Origin of the sequence: Limimaricola soesokkakensis (assembly GCF_900172345.1) — a bacterium.
In the GTDB taxonomy this organism is placed as follows: Bacteria; Pseudomonadota; Alphaproteobacteria; order Rhodobacterales; family Rhodobacteraceae; genus Limimaricola; species Limimaricola soesokkakensis.
The window spans coordinates 65137-87765 of record NZ_FWFY01000004.1; the positions used below are offsets into that span (position 1 = coordinate 65137).

The 22629-nt window shown below is 67.3% G+C and carries 21 protein-coding genes and 1 pseudogene; 6 read left to right on the forward strand and 16 right to left on the reverse strand.

All coding sequences use genetic code 11. From position 1 onward, the window contains the following. Window positions 1-15 precede the first annotated feature (15 nt). Window positions 16-405, reverse strand: coding sequence for a DoxX family protein (locus LOS8367_RS07960; RefSeq protein WP_085895969.1), 390 nt, complete (start codon window positions 403-405; stop codon window positions 16-18). 130 nt (window positions 406-535) lie between these two features. Between LOS8367_RS07960 and LOS8367_RS07965 the strand changes: the two genes are divergently transcribed. Then, entirely contained in the window at window positions 536-1441 is a 906-nt protein-coding gene (locus tag LOS8367_RS07965) for a LysR family transcriptional regulator (protein ID WP_085896276.1), read from the forward strand. Window positions 1442-1587: 146 nt separating this feature from the next. On the opposite strand, the gene LOS8367_RS07970 is transcribed toward LOS8367_RS07965, so the two are convergent. The 3 genes from LOS8367_RS07970 to LOS8367_RS07980 all read right to left on the reverse strand — a co-directional run bounded on the left by LOS8367_RS07970 (window position 1588) and on the right by LOS8367_RS07980 (window position 6650). Continuing rightward, window positions 1588-3624, reverse strand: coding sequence for an NADH:flavin oxidoreductase (locus tag LOS8367_RS07970; protein ID WP_085895970.1), 2037 nt, complete (start codon window positions 3622-3624; stop codon window positions 1588-1590). Between the two features lie 45 nt (window positions 3625-3669). Beyond that, window positions 3670-5229: a trimethylamine methyltransferase family protein gene (locus LOS8367_RS07975; RefSeq protein ID WP_085895971.1), complete on the reverse strand. Its 1560-nt coding sequence runs from the start codon at window positions 5227-5229 to the stop codon at window positions 3670-3672. 350 nt (window positions 5230-5579) lie between these two features. Then, window positions 5580-6650 (reverse strand): alcohol dehydrogenase family protein, encoded by a 1071-nt coding sequence (locus tag LOS8367_RS07980; protein ID WP_085895972.1) that lies wholly within the window; start codon window positions 6648-6650, stop codon window positions 5580-5582. Between the two features lie 70 nt (window positions 6651-6720). Between LOS8367_RS07980 and LOS8367_RS07985 the strand changes: the two genes are divergently transcribed. Further along, on the forward strand, window positions 6721-7248 hold the full coding sequence (locus tag LOS8367_RS07985; RefSeq protein WP_085895973.1) for a TetR/AcrR family transcriptional regulator: 528 nt from the start codon (window positions 6721-6723) through the stop codon (window positions 7246-7248). A gap of 74 nt (window positions 7249-7322) precedes the next feature. Here LOS8367_RS07985 and LOS8367_RS07990 read toward each other — a convergent pair whose 3' ends face one another. Both LOS8367_RS07990 and LOS8367_RS07995 read right to left on the reverse strand, forming a co-directional pair. Further along, window positions 7323-7571 carry a DUF6552 family protein gene (locus tag LOS8367_RS07990; protein ID WP_085895974.1) on the reverse strand — a complete coding sequence of 83 codons (249 nt, stop codon included), beginning with the start codon at window positions 7569-7571 and terminating at the stop codon, window positions 7323-7325. A gap of 13 nt (window positions 7572-7584) precedes the next feature. Continuing rightward, window positions 7585-7815 (reverse strand): annotated as a pseudogene (locus tag LOS8367_RS07995) (SDR family oxidoreductase); the annotation flags it as partial. A gap of 117 nt (window positions 7816-7932) precedes the next feature. On the opposite strand from LOS8367_RS07995, the gene LOS8367_RS08000 reads away from it, so the two are divergent. The 3 genes from LOS8367_RS08000 (at window position 7933) to LOS8367_RS08010 (ending at window position 10107) form a co-directional block, all read left to right on the forward strand. Next, window positions 7933-8829: a LysR substrate-binding domain-containing protein gene (locus LOS8367_RS08000; protein WP_085895975.1), complete on the forward strand. Its 897-nt coding sequence runs from the start codon at window positions 7933-7935 to the stop codon at window positions 8827-8829. A 130-nt stretch (window positions 8830-8959) separates the two neighbouring features. Next, window positions 8960-9235, forward strand: coding sequence for an NAD(P)-dependent oxidoreductase (locus tag LOS8367_RS08005; protein ID WP_085895976.1), 276 nt, complete (start codon window positions 8960-8962; stop codon window positions 9233-9235). Then, window positions 9196-10107 (forward strand): universal stress protein, encoded by a 912-nt coding sequence (locus LOS8367_RS08010; RefSeq protein WP_085895977.1) that lies wholly within the window; start codon window positions 9196-9198, stop codon window positions 10105-10107. The genes LOS8367_RS08005 and LOS8367_RS08010 overlap by 40 nt, the downstream gene beginning before the upstream one ends. Before the next feature lie 184 nt (window positions 10108-10291). Here LOS8367_RS08010 and LOS8367_RS08015 read toward each other — a convergent pair whose 3' ends face one another. From LOS8367_RS08015 to LOS8367_RS08050, 8 genes are all read right to left on the reverse strand, one after another. Next, window positions 10292-10702, reverse strand: a complete 411-nt coding sequence (locus LOS8367_RS08015; RefSeq protein ID WP_106535109.1) for a CBS domain-containing protein — start codon at window positions 10700-10702, stop codon at window positions 10292-10294. A 158-nt stretch (window positions 10703-10860) separates the two neighbouring features. Next, the gene (locus LOS8367_RS08020; RefSeq protein ID WP_085895979.1) at window positions 10861-11817 is read right to left on the reverse strand and encodes an FAD:protein FMN transferase; all 957 of its coding nucleotides are present in this window, start codon (window positions 11815-11817) and stop codon (window positions 10861-10863) included. A gap of 3 nt (window positions 11818-11820) precedes the next feature. Next, window positions 11821-13038 (reverse strand): NADH:ubiquinone reductase (Na(+)-transporting) subunit F, encoded by a 1218-nt coding sequence (gene nqrF, locus LOS8367_RS08025; RefSeq protein ID WP_085895980.1) that lies wholly within the window; start codon window positions 13036-13038, stop codon window positions 11821-11823. Then, the gene (nqrE, locus tag LOS8367_RS08030) at window positions 13035-13634 is read right to left on the reverse strand and encodes an NADH:ubiquinone reductase (Na(+)-transporting) subunit E (protein WP_207569241.1); all 600 of its coding nucleotides are present in this window, start codon (window positions 13632-13634) and stop codon (window positions 13035-13037) included. Before nqrE ends, nqrF begins: the two co-directional genes overlap by 4 nt. After that, a complete protein-coding gene (locus LOS8367_RS08035; RefSeq protein WP_085895981.1) occupies window positions 13631-14290 on the reverse strand; it encodes an NADH:ubiquinone reductase (Na(+)-transporting) subunit D in 660 nt (219 codons plus the stop codon). Before LOS8367_RS08035 ends, nqrE begins: the two co-directional genes overlap by 4 nt. Further along, window positions 14287-15087 carry an NADH:ubiquinone reductase (Na(+)-transporting) subunit C gene (gene nqrC / locus LOS8367_RS08040; RefSeq protein ID WP_085895982.1) on the reverse strand — a complete coding sequence of 267 codons (801 nt, stop codon included), beginning with the start codon at window positions 15085-15087 and terminating at the stop codon, window positions 14287-14289. Before nqrC ends, LOS8367_RS08035 begins: the two co-directional genes overlap by 4 nt. After that, a complete protein-coding gene (locus LOS8367_RS08045; RefSeq protein ID WP_085895983.1) occupies window positions 15080-15874 on the reverse strand; it encodes an RnfABCDGE type electron transport complex subunit D in 795 nt (264 codons plus the stop codon). The genes nqrC and LOS8367_RS08045 overlap by 8 nt, the downstream gene beginning before the upstream one ends. Then, a complete protein-coding gene (locus LOS8367_RS08050; protein ID WP_165761418.1) occupies window positions 15871-16992 on the reverse strand; it encodes a hypothetical protein in 1122 nt (373 codons plus the stop codon). Before LOS8367_RS08050 ends, LOS8367_RS08045 begins: the two co-directional genes overlap by 4 nt. Window positions 16993-17125: 133 nt before the next feature. On the opposite strand from LOS8367_RS08050, the gene LOS8367_RS08055 reads away from it, so the two are divergent. Beyond that, on the forward strand, window positions 17126-18214 hold the full coding sequence (locus LOS8367_RS08055; RefSeq protein ID WP_085895985.1) for a polyheme membrane-associated cytochrome C: 1089 nt from the start codon (window positions 17126-17128) through the stop codon (window positions 18212-18214). A gap of 385 nt (window positions 18215-18599) precedes the next feature. On the opposite strand, the gene LOS8367_RS08060 is transcribed toward LOS8367_RS08055, so the two are convergent. Further along, complete coding sequence (locus LOS8367_RS08060) at window positions 18600-21494, reverse strand: bifunctional diguanylate cyclase/phosphodiesterase (protein ID WP_085895986.1); 2895 nt, start codon at window positions 21492-21494, stop codon at window positions 18600-18602. A 2-nt stretch (window positions 21495-21496) separates the two neighbouring features. Next, window positions 21497-22333 carry a cache domain-containing protein gene (locus LOS8367_RS08065; RefSeq protein ID WP_085895987.1) on the reverse strand — a complete coding sequence of 279 codons (837 nt, stop codon included), beginning with the start codon at window positions 22331-22333 and terminating at the stop codon, window positions 21497-21499. Window positions 22334-22629 lie beyond the last annotated feature (296 nt).

Consider the following 22629-nt stretch of genomic DNA (forward strand, 5'->3'; position numbering starts at 1 on the left):
GCATGTCTCCTCAAGCTACGTGGGGGTCGCGCCCGCTCGGGTCCGACCAAAGGCGGCGAGCAATGCACCGTGGCCCGACCAGAGCAGGATGGCAGAGAGCGTGGCAGTTACCATCGCCGGAACGCCTTCCTTCCAAGTGTCCCAAACAAGGTGGCAGACGATCGCGCCGAGCGACGTGCCCAGCAGCGCCAGCGCACCAAGCGGCCCGAGCCAGCTCGACCGGTCCCAGATGGCGACCGCGCCGAACAACTCCACGAGACCGACAAGGGCCATGATCCGGCGATTGAGCCCGTATTTCACGAACATCGCGAACCGGGTTTCGAAGATGAACTTCTGCCAGCCAAACAGCTTGATTGAGCCCGCGAACAGGAAGAAGGCCGACAGCAAGGCGATGATGACAATCATGAAGCAGAGTTCCGGGAACCGAGCCAATGGGCTTCGAATACAGTCGTGGCTCGGCCAAGATATAGCTTGCGAACGCCCGATGAAGCTGCGCCATTCGGAATTGATTTTTCTGTTTGGGTATATAATCCCGATGGACACCGACAATCTCCGCCTCTTCGTGATGGCGGCCGAACGGCTCAACATCTCCGCTGCTGGCCGCGAGCTGGGCCTTGCCCCTGCCGTCGCGAGCGCGCGCCTCGCCAAGCTGGAGCAGGAGCTCGACGTGGAGCTTCTGCGCCGCACCACCCGCAAGGTGTCACTGTCGCTGGAGGGCTCGGATTTCCTGCCCTATGCCCGCGAGATCCTCGCCCAGGCGGATGCGGCCCGTGCGGCCCTCGGAGGCAGCGACGCCGGCCCGAAGGGCACGCTGCGCTTCGCCGCGCCGAGCAGCTTCGCGCAACTGCACATCATGCCGCTGCTGCCCGAGTTCCACGAACTCTACCCCGACCTTACGCTCGACCTGCGCCTGTCCGACACGCGCTTCGACGCGATCGAGGGCAGCTTCGACCTTGCGCTGCGCAGCGGCCCCTTGGCCGACAGCAGCCTGAAGGGACGCAAGCTCGCCGACGACACCCGCGTCCTTTGTGCCTCACCGGGCTACCTCGAGAGACACGGCAGCCCCACCACGCCGGCGGATCTGGCGGGCCATCAGCTCATAGCGTGGAGCAACCTCGAACCAAGAGAACTGGTGAACGCCGCTGGAGAAACGGCCTTGCTGGACCCGGCCCGCATGGTCTGCCGAACCATCATGGACGACGGCGACGCGCAGCGCGAGGCAACCCTCGCGGGGGCCGGGCTGTCGATGAACTCGCTTTGGAACGTCGCCCATGAGTTCGCAACGGGCCGGTTGGTCCGGGTTCTTACAGGATGGAAGATGAACGATCGCTCGGTGCTCTGGCTGGTCTATCCGCGCACCAACGTACTGACCCCGAAGACGCGGATCTTCATGGACTTCCTGATCGAGCGGCTGGCCGGTCACGCAGGTTGGAGCGAGTGAGCGGTCACCGCGATTTCCGCCCGGAGGAAACCAGGCATGGGCAGGGGATTTCGGCAGAACAGTTTCGGAGTGCAATTCGAGGATGCGGCGCCCATCCCGCACCGAAACCACCATGGCTGCCATGCACAACGGGCACCCCTGTCATTTCATAGCGGCAGGCACATCCTGAGGCCGTCATAGATCGCAGCATGGATGTTGCGCGAGGCGACCGCGTCGCCGATCCGCAGCAGCATGAAACCTTGGTGGGCCTGCGAATAGGGATCACGCCCTGCCAGAAGCGCCGCGTGGTCGAGCGCGCCCCCATTGCCCGAATGCGGCCGCAGCGCAAAGTAGAGTTCGTCGAGCGGCGAGGTGCCATGCTCGACCACGACGCGGTCGACCCGCCGCTCCTCGGACCAGCCCGGCGCGTGGCGCGACCCCAGCCGGGCCACCAGCGCATTGCCGTCGCGCCGCACGCCCTCGAGCATCGTGTGCAGGGTGATCCGCGTATCGGTGCACTGGAAGGCGCGCGCGTAGGGCACGTGGTTCATCCCGCCCATGTCGATGCCGAACATCCGCTCGGGTGTGACGATCTCGACCTCGGCGCCGCCTTCGGCCAGCAGTTTGGCGGCCGAGAGCGCCTGATGGCCGCCATGGTCGTCATAGACGAGCACTTTGCCCTCGGGGCGTAGCTCGCCCGAGAGCACATCCCAGGAGCTGTGGCACAGATCGGCACCGCCCCCCGGCATCGGAGGGGTTTGCGGTAGGCCCCCCGTCGCGATCACCACGATGTCGGGGTCGCGGGCAAGCACGTCTTCGGCCTCGGCATAGAGGCCGCACTCGATCCGCGTGCCAAGCCGCTCCAGCTCGGCCACGCGCCAGTCAACGATGCCGATCAGGTCGCGCCGGAGCGGGTTGCGCGTGGCGAGCAGCACCTGCCCGCCCGGGCGCGACGCGGCCTCCAGCACGGTGACGTCATGGCCACGCTCGGCCAGAACCCGCGCCGCTTCGAGCCCGGCGGGACCGGCGCCCACCACCACGGCGCGGCGTCGCGACGGCGCCTTCGGGATCACATGCGGCATCCTCGCCTCGCGCCCTGTGGCGGCGTTGTGGATGCACAGCGCCTCGCCCGCCTCGTAGATCCGGTCGAGGCAGTAGGTCGCACCGGTGCAGGGCCGGATGCGCGCCTCTTCGCCGCGCATGATCTTGGCGACGATATGCGGATCCGCCATGTGGGCGCGGGTCATGCCAACCATGTCGAGCTTGCCCTCGGCGATGGCATGACGCGCGGTGGCCACGTCCGATATCGCGGCGGCGTGAAACACCGGGAAGCGCGTGGCCGCCCGCACCTCGCCCGCGAAATCGAGATGCGGGGCCGAGCGCATGCCGGCGATCGGGATCACCTCGTTGAGCGCGGCGTCGTGGTCGATGTGCCCGCGAATGAGATTGAGGAAGTCGATCTTGCCCGAATTTGCGAGGCGGCGGGCGATCTCGATACCCTCCTCGCGGCTCAGGCCACCCTCCATGTTCTCGTCCGCCACCATGCGGATGCCGGTGATGAACTCCGGGCCGACCGCTTCGCGGATCGCGTCGATCACCGCCCATGTAAAGCGCAGCCGGTTGTCGAGGCTGCCGCCCCAATCATCCTCGCGCAGGTTCCAGGCGGGCGACCAGAAGGCGTCCATCAAATGGCCGTAGCTTTCGATCTCGATCCCGTCGAGACCGGCCGCCTTCATCCGCTCCGCTGCCGCCGCCCAGTCGCGCACGACGCGGTCGATGTCCCAATCCTCCATCGCCTTGGGGTGGCTGCGATGCGCCGGCTCTCGCAAGGCCGAGGGCGCAATAACCGGCAACCAGTCGCCACCTGCATAGCCGGTGCGCCGGCCGATATGAGTCAGCTGGATCATCACCGCGCAGCCATGTTCGTGGCAGGCCTCGACCATCTCCGACAGCGGCCGCACGATCTCGTCCTTGTAGGCGGTGAGGTTGCCGAAGGCGGGCGGGCTGTCGGGCGAGACCACCGCAGAGCCAGCGGTCATGGTGAGCGCGATGCCGCCCTTCGCCTTCTCTGCATGGTAGAGCCGGTAGCGTTCGCCCGGCAGGCCGTTCTCGGAATAGGCCGGCTCATGCGCGGTCGACATGACCCGGTTCTTGAGCGTCAGGTGCCTGAGCCGGAAGGGTTGCAAAAGGGGGTCGTCGCGCATCGGGTCACTCCGGTCGTGCAGCCGCATTGAACCGGCTCGCGGCGCTCAATGCCAGCATTCAGGCAGCTCGGCCTTGCGGCGGGCCACGTGATCCGAGATCGCCTCCGCGGTCCCGGGATCGATCGGCGGCGCCTCGTGCTCCGCCAGCAGCCGCTTCCAGCGCGCATTGGCGCGGGTCGCGGCGTCCAGCCCGCCATCCTCGTCCCAGCTCTCCCAGTTGCGGTTGTCGGCCAGATCCGAATCCCAGAAGGCGGTCTCGTAGTGCCGCATGGTATGGGCGCAGCCGAAGAAATGGCTGCCCGGTCCGACCTCTCGGAAAGCATCGAATGCCAGCGCCTCGTCGGAGGTGTCGATGCCGCCAAGATAGCTGTGCAGCGCACCGAGAAAGTCGCAGTCGAGCACGAATTTCTCATAGCTCATCGACAGCAGCCCATCGAGAAACCCTGCCGCGTGCAGCACGAAATTGGCGCCGCAATTCACCGCCGCCATCATCGAGACGGTGCTTTCCTGCATCGCCTGCGCGTCGGGCAGCTTGGAGGTGGTGAAGCTGCCCGAGCAGCGCAGCGGCAGCCCGGCGCGGCGGGCGAGTTGGCCGACGACCAGCGAGCCGAGCGCGGGCTCGGGCGTGCCGAAGGTGGGCGACCCGCTGCGCAGCGCCATCGAGGAAAGGAAGTTGCCATAGACCACCGGCGCACCGGGCCGCACCAGCTGCGCCAGCGCGCAGCCCGCCAGCGTTTCGGCATGGGCCTGCGCGATGGCCCCGGCATTGGTGACCGGTCCCATCGCGCCTCCCAAGATGAAGGGGACGCAAACCACCCCCTGCCCCGCGGCGGCATAGGCGCGCAGCGCCCCCGTCATCGTGCCGTCCCACACGAGCGGCGAATTCACGTTGACGTTGCCCATGATCACGCAGTGGGTGTCGAGAAAGCCGGGCATGAAGGCCAGCCGCGCCAGTTCGATCGAATCCTCGGCCCTCTTCTCGGCGGTCACGGCGCCGAGAAACGGACGATCCGAAAGCGTCAGATGCGCCGCGACCATGTCGAGATGACGGTGGCTGACTGGAATGTCGGTCGGCTCGCAGACCACGCCGCCGGAGTGGTGCATCCATGGGCAGGACTGGGCAAGGCGCACGAAGTCGCGGAAATTGGCGATGGTGCCGTAGCGCCGCCCCCGGTCGAGATCCATCACGAAGGGCGAGCCGTAGGCCGGGGCGAAGACCACGCCGTCGCCGCCGATCTCCACGTCATTGGCCGGATTGCGGGCATGCTGGGTGAAGCGCGAGGGCGCGGAAGAAAGCACTTCCGCGAGCAGCCCCATCGGGAAGCGCACGCGCACCCCGTCGATCTCTGCCCCCGCCCGGCGCCAGAGCCGCAGCGCCTCCTCATCGCCGCGAAACTCGATGCCGATTTCGGCGAGAATGCGGTCAGAGGTGGCCTCGATGCGCGTGAGACCCTCCTCGTCCAGCACGGCATGCACGGGGGTCTTGCGCCGGATGAAGGGCGGCCCGGCCACCACCGTACGGAGCCTCATCTCGCGCCGCGCGGCGCGCCCGCCGCTGCGACGGTGCCTCGGGCGCTCGGAATCGGCTTCGACGGAATGAGTCATCCATACCTCCCTCGCTGCCCCTCCAGCCCATCGCATCGGCGGCCAACCTGTCCGGCGAGAAACCGACATGGTTTCGTCGTTTCCGGATTATCGGCTTGGGAAAATGCCGACCGGGGCGCCGAGCATGCCTGCGAAGACCGGGGGTGCCCCGAGCGCACCTGTCGATGTGCTCAGGCCCGCGCGAGGTCAAACGGGCGCCGCGCCGCGATCCGGGCGAGCGAATGCGGATCGGGAAAGAGGACCCGTGGCGGGTTTGGCCTTTTACTCCGTCAAGGCCGAAGACGTCACCGGGGGGCCTGCCGCACCATGTCGCCGCGTCTTCCGACATGGCGCGACCCCGCGGATCGCGATCAGTCCGCGACCTCGATCCCGATCTTGCCCATATGCGCCTTCTCGAGGAACGCCTCCTGCGCCGCGCGCAGCTCGTGAAGCTTGTAGCTCTCTGCCAAAACGGGCCGGATCTCGCCCCGCTCGATATAGCCTACCAGATCGGCGAACACGCCCGGCTCCTGTCGGGTGCTGCCGATCAGCGTCAGATCCTTGAGGTAGAGCGTGCGCAGGTCGAGCTCGACGATCGGTCCGGCGATGGCACCGGAGGTCACGTAGCGTCCGCGCACCGCCAGCGCATTGAGGAGCGCGGGCCAGCGCGGGCCGCCGACAAGATCGAGCACGACGTCGAAGGCGCCCTCGGGCAGCGCGTCATCGCGGTGCAGGATGGCGTCGGCGCCCAAGGCCTTGAGGTCGTCCGCCTTGGCCGGGCTCGTGACCGCCGTGACATGCGCACCGCGCCGCTTGGCGAGCTGCACCGCGGCCGAGCCGACCCCGCCCGAGGCACCGGTGATCAGCACCCGCTCAGCGCCGAGGCGCGCGCGCTGGATCATGCCCTCGGCGGTCGAGAAGGCGCAGGGGAAGGAGGCAAGTTCCACGTCCGAAAGCGGGCTGTCGATACGCAGTGCATGTTCGCTTGCGACCGTGGTGAACTCCGCGAAGCCGCCATTGCGCTCCGACCCGAAGGTGACCAGCGCGTCCTCGTCGCCGCCCGCGGGCCGGTGCATCGGCCGTACCAGCACCCGCTCGCCGATGCGGGCGGAGGCCACCTTTTCCCCGACAGCGACGATCTCGCCACAGCAATCGGCGCCTTGAATACGCGGGAAGCTCAGCGCCCCTGACCAAGCGCCGTCGGCGTCCGAGGCGCCGTCATAGCCCGTGGCCGCCGCAGAGTTCGTATCGCCGCGCACGGCCTTCGAATACCAGCCGGTTCGCGTGTTGACGTCGGTGTTGTTCACCGCCGACGCGCCGACGCGGATCAGCACCTCGCCTGCGGCGGGGTGCGGCACAGGCATGTCCTCGCGCCATTCCAACCGGTCGAGACCGCCATGGCCGGTCAGAACCATGGCCTTCATCTTGTCAGGAAGGGTCATCGGGTTGCTCCGTCGTGTAGAATGATTGCTCTACTTGCTCAGGTAGAGGGACCTCTCTACATCGTCAAGCATGACTGATACGATGACCAGGATCGCCGCCGGGCTGGAGCGGGCCTTCGCCGCACGCGGCTTCGCCGAGCCCAGCGTCGAGGACCTGCGCGACGCGGCAGGCGTCAGCCTGCGCACGCTCTATAAATATGTGCCATCGCGCGCGGACATGGTGCTGGCGGCGCTGGAGCATCGCCACGCGCGCTACCTCGCGCACCTCTTCGACGGATTGCCGGACGCACCGGAGGCGGCGCTGGACGCGTTGCTCGACCGGGTCGGAGCGTGGATGGCGACCGAGACCTCGCATGGCTGCCTGTTCCACGGCGCGGTGGCGGCCGAGCCCGGCAGCGAACGGCTGCGCGAGGTACTGGGGCGGCACAAGGCCGAGGTGGCGCGCCGCGCCGCGGACGCCACCGGGCTCAGTGGCCACGAGATCGAACTCTCGCTGATCATGGAAGGCCTCACGCAGGCTTGGTCGCTGCACCACGACGCCGCCGTGGCGAGCGCGAAGCGGTTGGGGCATGACCTGTTGAGGCATGAGCCGGCGTAACGGCAGGTTCTGCTCGATAATCCGGCCTCATCGAGGTCGATGCCGCCACCCTCAGCCCTGTGCCATCGGCGACCTCACTGGCTCGCCATGCCTGCCAGCATCGCGCCGAGGGCGACGAAGTGGATCAGCATGATCGCCCTGTCGTTCCACAGCACCCCGACGAACAGCCATCCGAGAACGCCAACGACGAACAGGTAGAGGTTCCACGGCGTCCAGCCGAAGGCCGTTCCGGCATAGCCGAGGATCTGGATGACGGAGGCCACCCATTTCACGACGAAGGCGGTCCGGTCCCGGCGCGCGATATCGGTTACTTCAGACGTCACGGCTCAGCCCCCCGTCGATCCGACCCCAGCTTTCCATCGCGCATTCGACGAGCAGTCTCAGATCCTCGACCGACCGGTTCGAGCCCGTGACGCCGAAGCCGCCGAGTTGATTTCCAAGAGCCTCCCCCTTTCCCAAGGAGGACAGCACACCGACCTTGAAGCCATCGCCCACCAGCCGCCGCGCGGCTCCAGCCCCCATGCCACTGCTGCCGGCAGTGATCGGCGCCACTTTCTCTATCGCCATTCCTGCGCGCTCCTTGTCTTTCCTGCGGCGCCCGGTGCGCCTATGGATCGTTAGATAAGGGGCTTGAATAAAGGCGACCAGTCAGGTGAGCTGTCGCGTGGGTGTAGGAGAACTATCGTGTCGAGCGAAGCCGATCTGCCCTCCCTGAGCGGCCTGCGCGCCTTCTCCGCGGCGGGCAGGCACCTGTCCTTCCGCGCAGCGGCGGAGGAGTTGGGCGTGACGCAAGGCGCCGTAGCCCAGCAGGTGCGCGGTCTCGAGGAGCATCTCGGTCTGCGCCTGTTCCTTCGCGAGCCGCGGGGGCTGAGCTTCACCGAGGCGGGGCGGGTCTACCATGCCGCGGTCGCCCGGGCCTTCTCCCAGCTTCTGGATGCGACCGACGCGCTTCGGGAAGCGCCGTCGCGGGTGACGATCAGCGTGACCCCGACATTCGCGTCGAAATGGCTCATCCCGCGGCTCGGGGAGTTCACCGAGGCAAATCCCGGGATCGACCTACGGATCACCGCAACCGAGCGCGTTATGAGCTTTCACGCGGACGGCATCGACCTGGCGGTGCGGCAGGGGCACCCGCCATTCGGGGCCAGCCTGCGCGCCGACCTGCTGTTTCCGCAGGAGGTCATCGCGGTGTGCTCGCCACAACTGGTTGCCAGTCAGGGCGGGCTTCTCGATGCAGCGGCGTTCTCGCGCATGACTTTGCTGCACGATACGCATGATCTTTGGCCGCAGTTCATCGAGATGGCATTCGGAACCGAGTTGGACGCGCCACGTGGGCTTCGTTTCAGCCAGACGACGCTGAGCCTCGACGCGGCCCTGGCCGGTCAGGGCATCGCCTTGGCCAGCCGTTTCCTCGTGCAGCGGGACCTCGATGCCAGCCGCCTCGTTCAGCCTGTCGCCACCGCGCTCGAAGGGGGACAGGATTTCTACGCCCTGCTGCCGCGTCAGGGCGCATCCGAGGCGGCCCTGCGCGCAAGGGACTGGCTTCTCGGCGTTGCGTCCAAAGAAGCCCAGAAGGGTTGAAGTCATGTGCCGAGAACCGCAAGGCGCCAAGCGTTTTGATGATCGGACGTGCTGGCAATCCACGGGCGGCGGCTAGGCTCAGGACCCGTCGATCTTGCCGAGGCCGTGCGGTTCAGGCTCTGCCAAGAGCATGATCGATGAGCAACCTATTTGGCTGATGGCCAGGCTGATCAGCACCAGCCATGGCGCGGTGATCGACACCCGCGCGATCATCCGCGGGCCTAGGAGCGGTCGGATTGGGGGTCTCGGCACCGACGTTCACGAGGAAGAGGGGAACTCTTTCCGAGGACCTGTCGAACCGGATCATCCATCGGTGCCGGACCGCCCCGCACAGGAAAGCCTGCAATTGATCTGGCGCAAGGCGCGATGGGCGAAAGCCCGCGAGGCTTGGATCGCACCGGAATGAAGCGAGGGGTAGAGCACATGAAAACGATCGTCGCCGCGACCGACTTCTCGAAGGCGGGCAACCAAGCGGTCCTGCGGGGGGCGGAGATCGCGGCCCGCAAGGGTGGGCGTCTGCACATCTTCCATGCCTCGAGCTTTCGGATCGCCCCCGAACAGGCGGCGCATTTCGCCGCCCTCGTGGAAGGCTATTTCGACACGCTGCGCGCCCGCATCCAGTGCCGATACGGGCCGAGGCTGGAGGTGGGCGGCACCCATGCGGACATCTGGCAGGATATTCATAGGGTGCTAACGCAGCAGAATGCGGAGCTGCTGGTGGTGGGACAGCATGTTCACCCGAACGGGATCGACGCGTTTCACGGGACATTCGTGGAGCGTCTGGCCGCCGATTGCGCGGTGCCGGTCCTGGTCTCGACCTCCGCGCCGGAGGCGCCCTATCGCCGCGCATTGGTGGCGCTCGATCCGAGCCCGGAAAACGAGAAGCTCATCCCGGTCATTCGCGACGTCGCGCCCGGTTCGGCCATCGCATTGATGCAAGTCGCGCCCGCCGAGCCGGGTGACGAATTCTCCTGCGGCCCCGATGGCGCAGTCGCGAGCACGACACTGAAGCAAGGCACCCAAGCAATCGAGCGGCTCCGCGACCGAACGGGCCTCGATCCCGAAACCGAGATCCTGATGGTCAAGGGCAATCCGCGTAATCGGATCCGGCGACTGGCCTCGGCGCGCAAGCTCGACCTCGTCGCTCTTCCGGGGACGGGACCGATGCAAGAGTTGAATGGCGATTTTCTCAGGACACCGCCATGCGACCTGCTGGTGTTCCCGACCGCAGCCCGGCGAATGACGGATACCGCATTTCCGGCAATACACCGGACATGACCCAAGCGTCTGCAGCGGGTCTTGCTGGACTCTGCAATTCCGACGGGTGCCACGCCAAGCGAAGGACCGAGAGGACCGACTGCCATTCGTGGCCGTGCGAAAGCTCCCCACGGGCGCGTGTGATACTGCTCATCGCTGCCCTTTGCCCGCTTGAGTGCCGCTTGCGCGATCGTCATAGGTAGCTTCAGCTCGATACCCAGCTCTCCCGCGCCGCCAGAGCCCTGACGACATCGCCGCGAGAAACTATTCCGACGATCCGCCCCTCTTCGAGCACCGGAAAGCGGCGATAGCGGTTGGCGAGGAAGCTCTCGATCGCCGTAAGGATGTCCAGATCGGCCGGCAGGCTTTCGACCGGGGCATGCATCACCTCGTCGACCCGACCCGGCGGTCCGGCGTGGTAGGCCGCATGCAGCGCCCCCTTCAGGCAATCCCGCTGCGACACCATGCCGACGAGACGGCCATCGGCATCGACGACCGGCAGGCCCGAAATGCCGTGAAACGCCAAGAGATGCATGGCGCGGAGCAGGTCCATGCCGGGCGTCGCGGTGACCACATCGCGCGTCATGATCGCAGCGATGCGAGGCAGCGGCTTCATGGCACGGGGCGGCGCGCGCAGGGCTTGCGACATCCCTCACAGGCCCGGCCGCATCCGCTAGATAGCGGGCCGCGCCCGGCCAGAAGCCCCAAGGCCAGCCCCGCCATCGACAGCGACACCAGAATGAGAACGAGTAGCAGCAACATGCGCGATGTCCTTCATGCAATGAAATGGGCGTCGATGCCGCCGATCATCGTCTCGACCACCCCCTCGGATGCGCGATGCAGGAACAGGGCCGCGATCCCGGCCCGGCGGGCGAGCGCGGGTCCCCTCTTGGGCCCCAGCGCGAGGAGGCCCGTGGCCAGCGCATCGGCACGCAGGCCGGTTCGAGCCAGCACCGAGACCTGCAGGAGCCCCTGCGCGGCGGGCCGGGCGCTGGCCGGGTCGATGACATGGCTGGTCGTCGCAGGCCCCGCATGGCCCTGCGGCGCATGGGCGGAGGTCGCCAGCGCCAGCGCCCCCGGCCGGACCACCCGCTGCGCTTGCACTCTTTCCACCCCCGGCACCTCGATTGCCACTCTCCACGACCGGCCCGAGGGATGGCGACCGAGCGCCCGGACCTCGCCGCCGATCTCGACCAGCGCGTCCCTCGCACCCAGACCGGCGATCCGTGCGGCAAGCAGATCGAGCGCATGTCCCTTGGCCAGGCCGCAGGGATCGAAGGTCAGCGCGTCATGACTTTTGCGGACCGCGCCGCCGCTCAGTTCGAACCGCCCTGCCCTCGGGACCTCTCCTGCGATTTGTCCGAAACCATAGCGCGCCACCAACGGCCCGACGCGTGCGTCGAACCCGCCTCCGGTCAGCCTCTGCACGGCCTCGGCCTCTCGCAGGCAGGTCCGGGTCGCATCCCCCATCTGCATCCACCGCCGCGCCGGGGCGCGATTGAGCGCAGTGAGAGCGCTGTCGTCGCGCCATGGGGACAACTCCGCATCCAGTCCGGCAATAAGTCTTGTGGCCTCGGCCATGAGGACCGCCTTGTCCGTACCGGCCGGCACGAGGCAGCGCCAGTAGCTGCCGAAGGCCGGGCCGCCAAGGCTGACCGTTGCGGCCCATGCGGGCGGGGCAAAGAGTGCCGCCGCAGCGCCCACCAGAATCTCGCGTCGTCCGATCTGCATGGTTCAGCTCCCGAAATCATCGAAGAAGATCCGGGTTGGCGGCACCCCCGCCTCGTCCAGTACGCCCATCACCGCCGCGATCATCAGCGGCGGACCGCAAAGGTAGTAATCGCACGCCTCTGGAGCCGCATGATCGCGCAGGAGGCCGTCGCGCAGGGCCGCGTGGACGAAGCCCGTCCGCCCGCCCCAAGGCTCGTCGGGACGCGGATCGGACAGCGCGACCTCGAAGCGGAAATTCGGGTACCGACGGGCCAGCGCCGCGAACTCCCCGGTATAGTACAGGTCGTCGCGGCGGCGCGCGCCGTACCAGAAGCTGATCGGCTGAGACGCCCCCTGCCCTAGCTGTTCATGGATGATCGCCCGAAGCGGCGCCATGCCGACGCCGCCGCCGATCAGCACCATCTCGCGCGTTCCCGCTTGCGCGCGAAAATCGCCATGCGGGCCGCTTGCCGCGATCCGGGTGCCCTTCTCCACGTGAAACAGCCAGGACGAGACCGCCCCCGGCGGCAGACGCGGCCGATCCGGCGGTGGCAGGGCAAGACGGATGAGCAGCACGAAATGCCCCTGCGCGAGATCAGCGGGGGTGCTGGCGATGGAATAGGCGCGGGTGGCCGGCGCGGTCATGACGGCGCGCAGCCCCCGCAGTTCGGACCAATCCTCGGCAAACCGCTCCGGCACTTCGATCGCGTCGAAGCCGAAATCATGCGGCGGTGCGGTCAGCGACACGAAGGCCCCGGCCTGCACCGAGCCGGCCACGTCGGACGGCGCCTCGAGCACGAGTTCGCGGATCAACGGCGTCAGGAAGCGTGCGCGCAGGAGGGTACAGTCGAAGCCGCGCGCGCCTAGAAGCGCCTCTGGCAACTCGACCGCAACCGGCCCGCGCAACCGGAGCTGGCAGGCCAGATGCATGCCTGCACGGCGTTCGGCCCGCGACAGCCGGGCCCGTTCGGCGGGCATCGGCGCGACAGGTTCTCCCCTGACCCGCACCCGGCACTGGCCGCATGTCCCCGCGCCTCCACAAGCCGCAGGCAACAGGATGTCATGCGCGGCCAGTGCCCCCAGGAGGTCGGTGCCAAAGCGGCTTTCGAAAGGCGCATGGTCGTTCACCGTGACGGCGATGGACAGATCGGGCACCAGCCGCCGCCGCGCCATCATGAGCGCGGCGCTGAGCGCCAGCACCAGCGTCACGAGGAGGACAACGCCCGCCAGCACCCCGGTCATGGCACCAGCCCCCCGAAGCCGGAAAAACCGAGCGACATCAGACCGGTGACAATGAAGGCCCCGCCGAGGCCCCGCAGCCCCTCGGGCATGTCGGCATGGCGCAAACGCTCGCGGATCGCGGCGAAGGCGGTGATCGCCAGCGCCCAGCCGATGCCGCTGCCGATCCCCCAGACCACCGCCTCCAGCGGGTCGTAGCGCCGCTCGACCATGAACAGGCTGCCACCTAGAATTGCGCAGTTCACCGTGATCAGCGGCAGGAACACCCCCAGCGCCCGGTGCAGCGCCGGCACGAAGCGATCGAGCAGGAGCTCCATCAGCTGCACCATCGCGGCGATGACGCCGATGAAGACGATGATCCGCAGAAAGCTCAGGTCGATCTCGGGCAGCCCGGCCCAGTGCAGCGCGCCGGGGGCGAGCAGGAAGGTGTGGATCAACGCGTTAACCGGCACCGTCACGCCCTGCACCACGATCACCGCGATGCCGAGGCCCAGCGCGGTGGAAATCCGCTGCGACACGGCGAGGAAGGTGCAGATGCCGAGGAAGAAGGACAGCGCGAGGTTGTCTGTGAGGATCGAGGCGAGCAGGATCTCCATCATGGCCGCGCCTCCCCCTGTCGGGATAGAAGGCGATGTTCGGGCCGTTCAACCTGTTCGGGGCGTGCCGTGCGGATCGCCCAGATCATGAGCCCGATGATGAAGAAGGCCGATGGCGCGAGCTGCATCAGCCGCAGCGGCTCGAACCACCCACCCTGTTCCGCCAGCGGCAGCATCGGAATACCGAGAAGCCTGCCGGTGCCGAAGAGTTCGCGGATCGTTGCGACGATCACCAGCACGAGGCCGTAGCCCAGCGCGTTGCCCAGCGCGTCCAAGATCGACGGTCCCACGGGATGGTGCATGGCGAAGCCTTCGGCCCGGCCCAGCACGATGCAGTTGGTGACGATCAGCCCGACGAAGATCGACAGCCGCTGGCTGATCTCGAAGGCATAGGCACGCAGCACCTCGTCGGTGACGATCACCAGCGTGGCGATGATGGTGATCTGAAGGATTAGCCGGATCGCGTGCGGGATATGGCGGCGGATCGCGCTGATGATCGCGGCCGAGGCGCAGAGCACGAAGATCAGCGCCGCCGCCATGGTGAGCGCCGTCGCCAGTGCCGTGGTCACCGCCAGCGCCGAGCAGATGCCGAGGATCTGCAGCGTCACCGGGTTCGAGCGGATCAGCGGATCGGTCAGGTGGTGCGACAACCTGATCATCCCGCCCCCTCCCCGGCCAGTCGGTCGAGGAACGGGCCGTAGCCCCATGGCCCCATCCAGAAGCGCAGCATGGCGGTGACGCCGTTGCCGGTGCGGGTGGCGCCCGAGATGCCGTCGACCTCGTAGGGCGTGGTGGCCGCGCCGCGCACCACCTCGATGCGGATGGTGCCGCTGTCATCGGCGATGCGGCGACCGGGCCAGAGCGCCTGCCAATCGGCGCGTTCGATCTGCGCGCCGAGCCCCGGCGTCTCGCCCTGTTCGGTCACGGTCAGCGCCGCCACCGTGTCGAGATCGGCTTCGAGCGCGAGCAGCGCGTGGATGGTCGACTGATACCCCGCGCCGCGCATCGGCAGCACCACGAGAGCCAGCGCGCCGTCGCGTTCGAGCAGGTGGATCGCGGCCACGCGCTCGCGCCGCCCGATCCCGGCAATGTCGGCCTCCGGCGGCAGCTCGATCCCGGTGCCAGGATCGCGCGCCGCCTGCTCGGCATCGACCGCCATGACCCCGCCGGGGAGCATGCGGCCGGTTTCGAGATCGACAAGGCGGCTTTGCAACTCGGTCACCCCGGTCTCTTCCATCACCTCGCGCAGCCCCGGCAGCGCCTCGATCATGGCCTCCATTCGGGCTGCGCGGGCGGCCTCGAGATTGGCGGCTTGCCGCGGCTTCAACAACGTGGCGGCGGTCGAGACGGTAAGCGCCGCGCCCAGCGCCACGAGCCCGGCCATGCCCAGCGCCTTGACCGGGTCCTCGTTGGGCCGCGCGAGAAACCGCGCCCATGGACCGCGCGCCTCAGCCATGGTGGACCCCCTCGCGCCAGTCGGCGACGGCGATCACACCCGCATCGATCAGCGGCGCGAACAGGCCCGCAAGCAGCACCCCGAAGACGCCTGCCGACATGTCGAAACCGGGTCCCCCGGGTGCGCCCAGAAGCGCGATCATCCCGCCCACCATCAGGCCCGACAGCCACTGCCCCGGCCCGGTGACAGGCGCGCCGAAGGGATCTGCGGCGAAATAGACCAAGAGAACAGCAAGTGGCGCCGCCTGCGCGAAGCCCAGATCCCCCGGCCCCGCCGCCAGTGCAAAGCCCGCGGCCCCGGCCAGCACGACCCGCCACGGCGCAAGCCCCGCCAGCAGGAGCAGCCCCCCCCCGGGCAAGGCGGCCCAGAGCACTGGCGATGCCGGAACCATCGGCACAAGGGGCGGAAACGAGAAGGCAAGCAACGCCAGTGCCAGCGCGCCGATGCTGAGAAAGCCGAAGCCCGCACCACCGAAAACGAGCGCGCCAAGCACGAGCGCCAGAGACAGCGCGAGCGCGAGTTGCCAAGGCGCGGCCTCGGGCGGGGCGAAGAGGAGCATGAGCAGCGCCGGCACCAGCGCCTCGAAGATCGGCCCGCGGCCGCGAAGCTCGGCGAAGACCAGGGCGCAGGCCAGCGCGGCCGTGACCACGGCCAGCGCATAGGGCCACGCCGTGCCCGGAGCCCGCAGGAACAGGATCACCGCAGGTGGCGCGAGGGCGATCAATCGAAGCGCCGTGGCATCACGGGCGGCGCGTTTTCGAAGCGCCGTGACATGGCCACCCCTCATCTTTCGCCCTCCAGCTCGTCGAGGACGCGGCGTAGCAGAGCGCCGTAATCGGCGCCGCTGGCGCAGATCGCGCTGGCCGCCCGCATGTCCTCTTCGACCAGATCGAGGCAACCATGCCTGCGGGCGGTCTCGGCATCGCCGATCTGCAACGCGTGCAGCAGCGGGATCGCACGCAGCCGCATCGGCAGCGTCGCCGCCAAGGCCGGCACCGGCACGATCGGCCCGAGCGCACCGTCGGGCGGCGGGACCGCGTCATGGCGCGGGTCGATCCGGGTTTCGTTGCGCCTTAGGGGCCGGGTGGCCGGGGTCGTCCAGCCAGCTTCCTTCAGCGCCTCCGCCAGATCGGCGCCGAGCGGCGCCTGCCGCAGGCCCGCGACCTCGCCCGAGGGCGTGACGATCTCGACCAAGCGCATCGGATCGAACAGCCCCTCGCCGCAGAGCCCACCGAGCGCGATCGCCGTCTGCGCGTCGAGCGTCCAGACCTCGCCGCCATGGGCCACGCTGCACAGCCTGCGCAGCCTGTGGGCCATGCCGTCATGGCGCGGCGCGACCGTGTCAAGCTCGACGCGTCCCTCCTCCGGGGCCAATGCCGCGCCGCCGTGCTGACACAGGATTACGGGCCCGTCGGTCAGCCTGCAAAGCGCGCGCAGGCCATGCCCTAGCGCGAATGGCGCGGCATGCGCCGCCGCGACCGCCGCGCTGTCCAGCGCGTTCACGAGGACCGCCTGGGGCCGTGCCTCGGGATCGGGCACGCGGTCGAAGGGCCGGGTGCGCAGATCGCACCAGAGCCCGTGGATCAACATCAATTCGCGGGTGTCGCCTACAGCCGTCACCGGCGCAGCCCGTGCCAGGCCCGCGGGCCGGATCACGACCAGGATGACGCGGCGACCGAGCCCGGTCTCCACCCGCACCACCCGGCCCGCCACCGGGGCGACCACCCGGATCGCGGGCCGAGCCCTGTCATGCATGACCGGCGTGCCCAAGGCCACCTCCGCCCCCTCCTCGACACAGGCAATGGGCCGCAGGCCGGGCAGGTCGCGCGCCTCCAGCGTCACCGTTTCCGGAACGATGGCGGGCGGACCGAACGGCCGTTTGCGGTGCGGCTCGAGACAGGACATGTCGACCTCCGGGGCGGCTTCTCCTCCCTGCATCGGACAACCGCCGCGCCGCCGCCTTGATCTCGATCAAGGCTCGACGGGGCCCTGCATCGCATCATCAAGACATCTGGCCCCAGCCCGTCGGAGAGACCCCATGCGCCGCCCTGCTTTCCTGCTGTCCGCGTTGCTGACCGGCAGTCTCGTTCCAGTTTGGCCACTGGCCCAAGACATCGAACCCACGCCGGAAGAGATCGTCGCGGACTGGATGGCGTCGGGCCACGCCGACGCCATGTCGGAAGCATTCCGCCACTGGGACGAGGAGGGCGAGATCCCCGGCGCCTGCGCCGCGTGCCATTCCACCACGGGCTTCAGGGCCTACCTCGCCTCGCCGATGACCGCCGCGGGCGTCATCAGCCATCCCGTCCCCACGGGGGATTTGATAGAATGCACCTCATGTCACGCCCCGGAAGCGGCGTCGCTCACCACCCTGCCCTTCCCCTCCGGCGCGGCGATCTCGTTTGGGCCGGGCATGGCGGTCTGCGCGGTCTGTCACCAAGGCCGCGCGTCCGGGGAGGACGTAGACACGGCCGTCGCGGATCTCGGCGATGACGAGGTGTCGGACCAGTTGAGCTTCATCAATGTCCATTATTCCGCGGCTGCGGCGACATTGCTGGGTGCCGAGGTCGGCGGCGGCTATGAATACCCGGGCCGGAGTTATGCGGGACGTTTCGCGCATGTTCCGGGTTTCGACGACTGCGCGGGCTGCCACGGCGCGCATGACACGGCGATCGAGATCGCCGACTGCACGGACTGTCACGCAGGTGTGGCGGATTCCCGTGCCATCCGGACCAGTGCGGCGGATCTGGACAGCGACGGCGACACCGCCGAAGGCATCGCCTCTGAGATCGAAGCCCTGCACGAACATCTGCGCATGATGATCATGCTCTACGCCGAGACCGTCACCGACGCGGCCGTTCTCTACGCGCCGGACAGCTTTCCCTACTTCTTCACCGATCTCGACGGCGACGGTCTGGCCGTCGAGGAGGAGATCGCGCGCGACAATCGCTATGCCAGCTGGACGCCTCGGCTGCTGCGCGCGGCCTACAACTACCAGTTCGTCGCGAAAGACGGGGGCGCCCACGCCCACAACCCGCGCTATGCGGCGCAACTCCTGATCGATAGCCTGAACGATCTCGCCGAAGCTCTGCCCCAGGCCCCGGGAGACGTCTTCATTCGACCCTGACGGCATGTTCGACCACTGCGTGATGATACGCTTGGCGTTCCGCTGATCGTGCCTAGGCTCAGTAGCCATGCCTACTGAGGCATGATTCAGAGCTCGAAAGACGAGCGGTGGAGCGAGCAATCTCTAGCCGCTGACTGAGGCGCGGATGGCGCCTCTTAGCCGTACTTCCCCAAAATTACGGCAAACCGCGCGGCAACAATCCTCGAGTACCGCCCGGCGTCATCTTCATGAACCGCGATGACTTGCGGGTTCATGAACCGCGATGACTTGCGGGGGTGTGATGCATCCGCTGCATACGGCCCCTCACAGGTCGCACTACGTCATGGCCACCTTGCCTCGAAGTCGGCGAGGAAGGCGCCCATGTATTACGGGGCGATATAACCCATCAGGCCGGGATCCGCTTCGGTCTCGAATTCGATGCCGCCGATGTGTTGCCGTGGTGATCTGCGCCAATGCCGTCGAGCAGCGCCGGGACCGCGTCGAGCCGGACCGCCGGGCTGTAGTAGAAGCCCTGCACTTCATTGCAGCCCTCGGAGCGCAGTTGGTTGAGCTGTTCGAAGGTCTCGACCCCTTCGGCAGTGGTGGTCATCCCTAGGCTCGTCCCCAACCCGGTGATGGCCCGCACGATGGACAGCGCGTCGCCACTCTTCTCGATATCGCGAATGAAGGATCTGTCGATCTTGATCTTGTCGAATGGGAAGGAGCGCAGATAACCCAACGAGCTGTAGCCCGTGCCGAAATCGTCCATCGACACGCGCACACCCATCCCGCGAAGCTGTTTCAGGATCGACAACACGAGTTCGCTCTGCCGCAGCAGAACGGATTCGGTAATCTCCAGCTCCAGCCGCTGCGGGTCCAGCCCGGCCTGCGACAGGGCCTGAGCCACTTGATCGAGCAATAGCTGCGAGCGGAACTGCGCCGGTGACAGATTGACGGCGATGCGAACGTGGGCGGGCCAGCCGGCAGCGGCGTCGCAGGCGCGCTGCAGCACCCAGGCACCGATCTCGCCGATCAGCCCGATCTCCTCCGCAAGCGGGATGAATTCCGCGGGCGACACCGCGCCACGCTCGGGATGCGTCCAGCGCAGCAGCGCCTCGAAGCAGCTGACCCGGCCCGTCGCCATGTCGACGATGGGCTGGTAGTGGACCTCGAACTCGTCATTCTGCAAAGCCAGGCGAAGATCCCGTTCGAGCATCCGGCGTTGCTGCATCGAGCTGTCCATCTCCTGCTCGAAGAAACGGAAGCCGTTGCGCCCATCGGCCTTGGCCCGGTAGAGCGCCATGTCCGCGGCCTTGACCAGCGTCTGGGCGTCGCCACCGTCGTCGGGATAGAGCGCGATACCGATGCTGGTGCCGATCGCAACCTGGTGGCCGGCGATCTCGAACGGTCGGGTGATCTCCTCGATGATGCGTTCCGCCAGCTTGCGCGCCTCTTCGCCCGACGCGATGTCGCTTTCGACGATCGCGAACTCGTCACCGCCGAGCCGCGCGACCACGCCCGAGGGACGCAGGCAACCACGCAGCCGCGCGCCCACATGGCGGAGCAGTTCGTCTCCTGTCGGATGGCCGTGCAGGTCGTTGACCGCCTTGAAGTGGTCGAGGTCGAGATAGAGCACGGCGTGTTGCCGACCGCGCGCCGCGACCGCAAGGGTTTCTTCGATCCGGCGCGTGAACAGCAAGCGATTGGGGAGGTCGGTGAGCGCGTCGTGATGCGCCATGTGTTCGATCCGGGCCTCGTCGCGCTTGCGCTGGGTGACATCCTCGAAGGTGGCAACCCAGCCGCCGGTAGGCATTGGCACGCAGGACACCGATACCGACCGACCGTCGCCGGTGGAGGCAAGGTGGGTCAAGGTCTCGCGGTCACTGTCGCGCCGCGTGAGGAGCGAGATGAAGTCGGCATCCTGTGCCTCGGTGGCATGCCCCGCCCTGTTCACGACCTCGAGGATCTGCGCGATCTTCATGCCCGGCTTGAGAGCCCCGGAAGGCAGGCCGTAGATCTCCTCGAAGCGGCGATTGTGCACGACCAGCTCGCCCTTGGGGCCATACATGCAAAGGCCTTGGGACATGTTGTTCAACGCGGCGTCGAGACGCATGTTGCGCTTGGCGATCTCCAACTCGGACTGCTCGATCAGACGAGCACGGGCTTGGGCGAGTTGTGTGATCAACCCGTCGAAACTGCGGGCCAGCAGGCCGATCTCGTCCTTCCGATCGAGGATCGAAGGCGCGATCAGCTCAGCCACGTCAGGCGTCCGGCTTTCGTTTCGCGCACCCATCGACAATCTGTTCATCGCCGCGCTCATGGCGGTGATCGGATCGGTCAGGCCGCGCGAGGCGATCCAGCCGAAGACCAGCATCGTCAACCCGAGGAAAATTGTGGTCAGAGTGAGAGTGCGCTTGAGCTGCGCAATGCTGCCAAAAGCCGCCTGCTCGGTCACGCCCGAGAGCATCTGCAACTCGAGATGTGCGAACGGGCTCTCGGCGGGAAACTGCGCCGAGGTGACCAGATCGGGGCCCTGATCCCGCACCAGAGCCTCGCCCGGCGCGACTCCCTCCACCGCAGCAAGAAGGCGCTGCACGATTTCGTCGGCCGCCTCCGAACCGGTGCGGTAGAGGAGCCGCCCTTCGCCATTGCGTAGCAGCAACGCGCGCTCGGAGCCCTGAGCCTCATCGCCGATCTGCACGCGGGCAAGCTGTTCGCGCAGCCGGTCCATGCCGATCGTGCCCGAGAGCACCCCGATCACGGTGCTTTGGTCATACTCGGCCCGGATCGGCACGCTGAACAGAAAGGAGTCGTCGGCAAGGCCAGGATGCGCGTCGAACCCACCCACGACCGGAAGCCCGGCGAGGCTCTGGTCCAGATGGTCGATGTCGAGATCCTGACCGAGGCTCAGATCCGCTCCCTCGGCCGCGATCACCGCGCCGGTTTCGTCGGTCACCACGAATGCCGCGAACTCGCGATATCGCGTCCTCATCGCCGCCAGCGACCGGGCGATCTCGCCGATGCCGTCGGCGATCAGGACGTCCTGCATCACGTTCGTCTCGGCGAGCGTGGTCAGGTCATACATCGCGCGGTCCAACCAACGCTCCAGATCGAGCATGTCGGCGTTGAGGGTACGCGTGGCCTTGTCCGCGACCTCCGCCCGCAGCGCCCGCTCTCCGAAATAGGTGGCAACCAATGTGCCAATTCCGAGCGACACGAGGGCGCAGGTGAACAGCATGGCCGCCACCTTGAGGCGCAACCCCGCCTGCGCCCAGCGAGCGACAGGGATGGCCTTGGCCATGCTCAGAGATCCTGCCAGCCGATGAGGGTCCAGGGACCCACGACCCGGAACGCGGCATTGCGATCCACATCTTGGCCGGTGATGCGGCCCTGCCCTCGGGTGGCATCCTGACCGATCGCCTGACGGAAGCCCGCGAGGTCGAGACCGGCAAAGTCGAAGCCTTCGAAATAATCGTCCCGGTCCTCGAGTTCACCGACCCGCTCGGTCGGTATCTCGCGGCGACTGTCGAAGATCACATGCCCGGTATCGGCGACGATCATGATCTCGCCCTCATCATTGGCAGCCAGCCGCTGCAGGATGTCGCCGTAAGCCGTGAAGGCGTGTTCGTAATGCAGGATCGACCGCTTGTCCCCATCGACCAAGACGGGAGTCACATAGGCGACCACCCATTTATCCGCGTCCGGCGACAGGTAGATCGGCGACGTATAGACCTGTCGATGATCTGCCGCGAAGCCGGGCGCGAAGAACGGCGCATCGGCCTCATCGGTCGCAAGATCATGGGCGATTTCGTCGCCGACGATGCGGGAGATTTCAGCGCCCTGCGGGTCGATCAGGCACATTTCCTCCACATGGAACTTGTCCTGCGTGGCAAGCGAGACCTCGTCGATCCGCGACTTGTGGCGGTGCCGTTCGGAAGATTCGTGAGTATGGAAATAGTCGGCGAAGGCCTCGTCCTGTGCGACCGTCACCAGCGCCCTTTGCGCATTGGAGTGCAGTCGCCCGATCGCGGCGGCAGCACGCTCGGCGAGCGCATCGACCGCCGCCGCATCGGCCTTGGCGCCGCCCGCAAATACTCCGCTCATGGCAAGGGCCAAGCCAGCGCATGCCAGTTTGCCCATGATTGCCCAATTTTGCATCGTGCCTTCCCCATCTTGTCCAATGCCGGCCATCAGATCCGATGGTTCAGGCTGAATTCCGTAACATGTCGAAGGGAAGTCGGGCATTTCTGTGGCGGAGGCGCCAAGACTGTTTCCTCTCTGACGCACAATGACCTTTAGGCCACAAGATCGTCATGTGCACATGAGGCGCCGAAAACCTCGGGACGCCTTGGCTCACTGCCCGGATCGGGGCGAGGGCGATGCCGTAGCATCGCGGACTGCAAGCCCCATCGAGCTGGAAACCACGCCCTTCGGAC

What these genes read in the sequence shown, in the direction of transcription:
- LOS8367_RS07965 (WP_085896276.1), top strand. Translation starts at nt 536, where the DNA reads ATGGACACCGACAATCTCCGCCTCTTCGTGATGGCGGCCGAACGGCTC.
- LOS8367_RS08010 (WP_085895977.1), top strand. Translation starts at nt 9,196, where the DNA reads ATGGGCGAAAGCCCGCGAGGCTTGGATCGCACCGGAATGAAGCGAGGG.
- LOS8367_RS07970 (WP_085895970.1), bottom strand. Translation starts at nt 3,624, where the DNA reads ATGCGCGACGACCCCCTTTTGCAACCCTTCCGGCTCAGGCACCTGACG.
- LOS8367_RS08060 (WP_085895986.1), bottom strand. Translation starts at nt 21,494, where the DNA reads ATGGCCAAGGCCATCCCTGTCGCTCGCTGGGCGCAGGCGGGGTTGCGC.
- LOS8367_RS08020 (WP_085895979.1), bottom strand. Translation starts at nt 11,817, where the DNA reads ATGCAGATCGGACGACGCGAGATTCTGGTGGGCGCTGCGGCGGCACTC.
- LOS8367_RS08055 (WP_085895985.1), top strand. Translation starts at nt 17,126, where the DNA reads ATGCGCCGCCCTGCTTTCCTGCTGTCCGCGTTGCTGACCGGCAGTCTC.
- LOS8367_RS08005 (WP_085895976.1), top strand. Translation starts at nt 8,960, where the DNA reads ATGATCGATGAGCAACCTATTTGGCTGATGGCCAGGCTGATCAGCACC.
- LOS8367_RS07985 (WP_085895973.1), top strand. Translation starts at nt 6,721, where the DNA reads ATGACTGATACGATGACCAGGATCGCCGCCGGGCTGGAGCGGGCCTTC.
- nqrE (WP_207569241.1), bottom strand. Translation starts at nt 13,634, where the DNA reads ATGATGGAGATCCTGCTCGCCTCGATCCTCACAGACAACCTCGCGCTG.
- LOS8367_RS08015 (WP_106535109.1), bottom strand. Translation starts at nt 10,702, where the DNA reads ATGAAGCCGCTGCCTCGCATCGCTGCGATCATGACGCGCGATGTGGTC.
- nqrF (WP_085895980.1), bottom strand. Translation starts at nt 13,038, where the DNA reads ATGACCGGGGTGCTGGCGGGCGTTGTCCTCCTCGTGACGCTGGTGCTG.
- LOS8367_RS07975 (WP_085895971.1), bottom strand. Translation starts at nt 5,229, where the DNA reads ATGACTCATTCCGTCGAAGCCGATTCCGAGCGCCCGAGGCACCGTCGC.
- LOS8367_RS08035 (WP_085895981.1), bottom strand. Translation starts at nt 14,290, where the DNA reads ATGATCAGGTTGTCGCACCACCTGACCGATCCGCTGATCCGCTCGAAC.
- LOS8367_RS07980 (WP_085895972.1), bottom strand. Translation starts at nt 6,650, where the DNA reads ATGACCCTTCCTGACAAGATGAAGGCCATGGTTCTGACCGGCCATGGC.
- LOS8367_RS08065 (WP_085895987.1), bottom strand. Translation starts at nt 22,333, where the DNA reads ATGGGCAAACTGGCATGCGCTGGCTTGGCCCTTGCCATGAGCGGAGTA.
- nqrC (WP_085895982.1), bottom strand. Translation starts at nt 15,087, where the DNA reads ATGGCTGAGGCGCGCGGTCCATGGGCGCGGTTTCTCGCGCGGCCCAAC.
- LOS8367_RS08045 (WP_085895983.1), bottom strand. Translation starts at nt 15,874, where the DNA reads ATGAGGGGTGGCCATGTCACGGCGCTTCGAAAACGCGCCGCCCGTGAT.
- LOS8367_RS07960 (WP_085895969.1), bottom strand. Translation starts at nt 405, where the DNA reads ATGATTGTCATCATCGCCTTGCTGTCGGCCTTCTTCCTGTTCGCGGGC.
- LOS8367_RS08050 (WP_165761418.1), bottom strand. Translation starts at nt 16,992, where the DNA reads ATGTCCTGTCTCGAGCCGCACCGCAAACGGCCGTTCGGTCCGCCCGCC.